A 4,767-nucleotide genomic window follows, 5' to 3' on the forward strand; every position below is an offset into this window, starting at 1 on the left:
CCCCCCCCCGGTGACGGTGACAATATAGCGAGGCGGCGGCTTTCCGGTAAGTGGAAAGCCGCCGCCTCGCTATTATCGCTATGAGAGCAAGCGTTGCCTGTTTAGGACAGCATCGTGAGGGTTCCGAGCAGACCCAGCAGGCTCAGACCCGAGATGATGTACGCCAGAATGTTGAAGGTCGTCATCTTCGAGGTGTACTTGGTGGTGTGACCGGCGTTCACCTTTGCCGAGTAGATGGCAAGCCAGATAGACACGCCTACCGGGATTAGGCCCACGAGCAGCAGAGCAATCACCATGATGTTGGGGCTCAGGCTCAGGCTGGAGCTATAAGCAGAGGAGCTGTAATCGCCGGACCTGGTCCTTGCCTCAGCGTGGAGTGCCGCGACCTGAACCCACGCGTAGAGGGTCAGCGCCAGGGCACCCAGGGAGGCACCGAACGCGCCGATGGAGTAGAAGTAGCCGGGGCCGCGGAAGTCGCCGGTGGTCTCGCCGTAGGGGCGGCGGTGCTCAGCCGGTACCCGGTAGATGTCCGGGATGCGCTGGTAGCTGTCGTCGCGGTCGCGCACATTAGCGGGTGCCACGCCCAGGGCGGGTGCGGGTGCTGCGCCGAGGGGAGCGCCGGGTGCGACGCCTGCAGGTACCGGCTGCGGGGAGTTTGCGTTGTTCTGCTCCGGGAAGGAGGGGGCGGGAATCTGGTTTTCCATGGTGTGTCCTTGAGTGGTCGTCATAGCGGGTATGTAGCTACCGCGTCGTAGCGGTGGCGTCCCTATGACCGGCTATTCTGTGGCTCGTTTGGTGGCTCTGTGGTTGCTCTCGAATGTTGCCGGTGAGATTGAACGAACAATAACGCCAAACAACGATATCTACCCTTCGATACTACGGCATAGGGTGCGTTTTCGTCTTCTCTGATGGCATTCTCATTACAATGCGGTCACCTGAGCACCCTCGGGCACACCGGTACACCCCAGAACAGACCGACAATTGGGCATAAAAATACCCGGCAGGTGACGCCGTGGGGCGTCCTGCCGGGTGGTAGAAACCTACCGCGGTCCTTCCTCTGGATTGGAACCGATTATCACCGCCGCAAACCCGTGAAGGTGAGCGGACGGTTGGGAGATCGTGGAGATGCGGGGAACGCGGTGTTCGTCAAAGACCAGGTGTTCTGTGGTGCTGATGGAGCAGGTGTTTTAAGACCAAACCAAGATAAAAGACTCATATATTACCTTTATATACAGCAAGATGTGGCAGCAGTTTTAAAACTGCTACCACATCTCGTTGACCACTTAGAAACTTCTAAGCGATGTTTTACACACTAGGTCCTTTAGGGGGTCCCTTAGGGAACTTTGAATCACTCTCAATCGTCCTTCTGGCTGCAAAAGTGACCAAAAGACCTCCTAAAATTGCACTTAGAATTGATACTGGATTAAAGAACTCCCCGTCTCTGGCAAATGAGATAATCACCCAGAACACCGGAACAATAGTGAGAAAAAATCCTAGTGTAAATATATTCTTCGTACGCATTGGACCTCTCCCAGGTTAAAGAGTGAGAGTGCAGGACACTGCTGCAACAGCTAGCGCAGCGGCAACTGGACGGCTCCAATTGGTGCCGCTGATTGTGTCGCTGTGGAGGTGCTGGGCGTCGCATCCCGCGTCGAGCAACGCCTCGCGCTGGGTCTCGAGCGGCTGGCCCTGGCGGGCGGTTGAGACGCGGGAGTATCCAATCTTCATGGGTGGTCACCTTACTTCCACGCTGATGAGATGGCTCAGCGTTTCCTTGCTCGTGTCCAAGATGTCCTGCATGTAGGAGTCCATGTAGTCCCAGTCGGGCTTGCCGTCGGAGGTGGCGGGGAGTTGCATCTCATCGTCGACGATTCGCTTCATCGAGATCGAGTCCGACCAGGAGTATTTCTGACGCAGTGATGCCCTGAGCGCCGCGATGAGGAACAGGTGTACACACTCGCTGACCTGTTTCTCGCCTTTGACGTACAGAGCGATGTTGTGGCTATCGTTCGAGCAGAAGTTCTGCTCCTGCTAGGTGAAAGTCAGCGTTTTGCCGCCGATCATGATGCACCCGCCCTTGTCGAGCCACTCGGGTGGGCACGAGATGTACGTCAATACGCCGTTGTTCTTCTCAGATGCGGTGACATATGGTGTCGTTCCGCTATCGGGAATGATGTCCCTCTGCACGATGCTCTTTGTGTTCGACATTTCGAACACGTCGACGAGAGGGAACGTCCTCCAGTTTGTGGTCTCAATTGAGTTCATCATGACCGCCATCCTGATTCATAGAAACCTGATTCATAGAAACCTGAACTCGCCCATGCTCCGCGCTCACCGAGCTCGAGTACATGACCGTCTCGAGGAGCTTCTCGCCGAACTCCTTGGCGTCGATGCCCTGCTGGAACATGAGGTAGTTCAGGGCCGTCCGTTTGAAGTCCTCCTCGAAGATCTCGAAGGGCTTCTGCGGGAGCTGGTAGGACAGGTGCTCGGTGGGATCGACCCACTGGCAGGTGTCGTCGCCCGATTGCTTCTCGACCACGTCGATCCAGTGGTCCTCGATGGAGGCCCATCGGCCGTACACGTCGTGTCGGCCCTTGTTCTTGACCGTGGCGAGGCCGTCGCTCTCCATGTGACAAGCGAAGATCTCCTTGCCATCCTGCGGGATGCCCGTCTCGAACACGAAGATGCTCGTCGTGATGCCAACCTTGAAGAACAGGTCCTCGGGGAGCTTGATGATCTTGCGCAGACGGTGGTGGGCGAGGATGCGCCTCATCTGCGCCTTCGACGCCTTCTCGAGCTTCTTGTCGGGCAGGATGAAGGCGCAGGCGGTGCGGGCGGGCACGCTGTCGAGCACGTTCTCGACGATCTGCATGCACCCGTACTTTTTCTCGAAGGGCGGGTTCATGAGCACTTTGGTGATGTCCTGGCGGGCGATCCACTTGGCGGCATCCTCGTAGCGGGCGTCGAGCAGCTGGAGGTTGGTCTTTCCATCCTTGTGGATGAGCATGTTCGCGCAGGCCAGGGCGTAGATCTCGCGGTCGTTCTCGATGCCGAAGAGCTGGCTCTGCTTGATCTGCGTGGCCTTGTCGGTCTTGGTGCCGCCGGCCTCCTGGATCATGTTGGCCATCGCCTTGACTAGGAAGCCGCCGGACCCGCAGGTGGCGTCGAGCACGCGGTCGTCCTGGTTGACCTCGAGGATGCGGTACATGAAGTCCGTGATGTGCTCGGGGGTGAAGACCTGCCCCTGCTCGGACTTCCCCTTGTATCGGTTGAACTCATTGAAGAAGATGCCCATGACGTCCTCGCCTCGCCACTCGGAGGAGTTGACGCACTCAGAGATCTCGACGACCCAGCCGATGAAGGCGTTGATCGCGGCCTGGTTGTCCGTTGTGTTCATCTTGATGGTGGAGTATTCCTCCAGCAGGATGTTGATCTTGAAGTTTTGGTTGCGGCTGTCCTCCAGCGACTTGGAAAGCGTCGAGATGATCACCGCCTGGAATGCCTCATATCCCATGTCGACGCAGCGTGACAGCCCCCCGCCGTAGCGCTCGGCGACGAGCGCGCAGGCGGTGAAGATCATGCGGTGGTAGAGGTTCTTGACGCCGAACTCGAAGTGCAGGCAGTTGTTGATCCTTGAGGTGAGCTCGTAGATCCGTTGCTTGTCGATCGCCTCGGCGTTGAACAGGTCGAGGTAGTACTCGACGTTGTGCAGGATGTTGCTGCCCTGTGCCTTGTACTCCTCCTGACCCTTGAACACGCGCGTGTCGTCGCCGTTGTAGAGCACGCCCACGACGTTCTTGTATCTGCGCTGGAGGATGCGTATGTTCTTGAGCAGTTCATCGACGTGGCCTGTTTTGAGCACGATACGGCTGGCCTTGGTCTCCAGCACGACGGCGGGGTCGTTCACGTTGTCGGGCAGATACCACCCGTCCGGCTTGTCCGCCACACCCTTGAAGCCCAGCTGGTTGAACGTCGTGAGCTGCCCGACGCCAGAGACGACCCCCGGCCTGTCCTCGAAGTCGAGGATTCCCCTGGCCTTGTCGCGCACCTGATCTTCGGTAAGGCCCTCCGCCATCGCCACTCCTTTGCTACCAATGTCAATAAATCGGTCGATTTCGAACCCCTAGGAACAATGTAGGCTGCTGGGTTCAGTAAGACTCAGAACCTGTTCCATAATCGGTGTCCGACCACCTGAGTGTATCATCATTGACAACATTATCGATATCAAATACTTCTAGCGGGGAAGCCAGACCCAAATCACCATGTGGGTGACGGATATCGGGCTGAAGTTCATAGCAATGCAAAGATGAAAACCTTACTATCCGGGACATCGACGGTGCTGTACTCGAAGCATGCATTTCGCTCATAGACAGCCCCATCGAAATAGCACACATCCTTGTCGAGTCAGCTGTGTCTTTTATCCTCGAGTTCGTCAGGGAGGTAGTCTCTGAATGAGGACCAGCTACCCCAATATCAACCCTCTAACGAATGGGGAGAGATAGATCAGCCCTCGAAATCAACGACATGTGAGTCGTCATTCTCTGATGACATTCTCATTACAATGCGGTCACCTGAGCACCCTCGGGCACGCCGGCACACTCCAGACCAGACCGGCAATACAGACCTACAATTGAGCATAAAAATACCCGGCAGGTGACGCCGTGGGGCGTCCTGCCGGGTGGTAGAAAGCTACCGTGGTTCGTCCTCTGGATTGGAACCAAGCACCGCCGCACACCAGTGAAGGTGAGCGGACGGTTGGGAGATCGT

General features: G+C 57.1%; 4 protein-coding genes. All 4 read right to left on the minus strand.

All coding sequences use genetic code 11. From position 1 onward, the window contains the following. Nucleotides 1-101 precede the first annotated feature (101 nt). The 4 genes from HMPREF2682_RS03465 to HMPREF2682_RS03480 all read right to left on the minus strand — a co-directional run bounded on the left by HMPREF2682_RS03465 (nt 102) and on the right by HMPREF2682_RS03480 (nt 4,075). On the minus strand, nt 102-704 hold the full coding sequence (locus HMPREF2682_RS03465; protein ID WP_070738811.1) for a hypothetical protein: 603 nt from the start codon (nt 702-704) through the stop codon (nt 102-104). Nucleotides 705-1,536: 832 nt separating this feature from the next. Then, the gene (locus tag HMPREF2682_RS09635) at nt 1,537-1,728 is read right to left on the minus strand and encodes a recombinase family protein (protein ID WP_070738812.1); all 192 of its coding nucleotides are present in this window, start codon (nt 1,726-1,728) and stop codon (nt 1,537-1,539) included. A 303-nt stretch (nt 1,729-2,031) separates the two neighbouring features. Then, nucleotides 2,032-2,268 carry a restriction endonuclease subunit S gene (locus HMPREF2682_RS03475; RefSeq protein WP_070831489.1) on the minus strand — a complete coding sequence of 79 codons (237 nt, stop codon included), beginning with the start codon at nt 2,266-2,268 and terminating at the stop codon, nt 2,032-2,034. Then, complete coding sequence (locus tag HMPREF2682_RS03480) at nt 2,252-4,075, minus strand: N-6 DNA methylase (protein ID WP_070738814.1); 1,824 nt, start codon at nt 4,073-4,075, stop codon at nt 2,252-2,254. Before HMPREF2682_RS03480 ends, HMPREF2682_RS03475 begins: the two co-directional genes overlap by 17 nt. Nucleotides 4,076-4,767: the final 692 nt, after the last annotated feature.

It is taken from the genome of Rothia sp. HMSC061D12, assembly GCF_001836735.1.
In the GTDB taxonomy this organism is placed as follows: Bacteria; Actinomycetota; Actinomycetes; order Actinomycetales; family Micrococcaceae; genus Rothia.

Coding starts and splice junctions, on each gene's coding strand:
- HMPREF2682_RS03465 (WP_070738811.1), bottom strand. CDS start 704: ATGGAAAACCAGATTCCCGCCCCCTCCTTCCCGGAGCAGAACAACGCA.
- HMPREF2682_RS09635 (WP_070738812.1), bottom strand. CDS start 1,728: ATGAAGATTGGATACTCCCGCGTCTCAACCGCCCGCCAGGGCCAGCCG.
- HMPREF2682_RS03475 (WP_070831489.1), bottom strand. CDS start 2,268: ATGATGAACTCAATTGAGACCACAAACTGGAGGACGTTCCCTCTCGTC.
- HMPREF2682_RS03480 (WP_070738814.1), bottom strand. CDS start 4,075: ATGGCGGAGGGCCTTACCGAAGATCAGGTGCGCGACAAGGCCAGGGGA.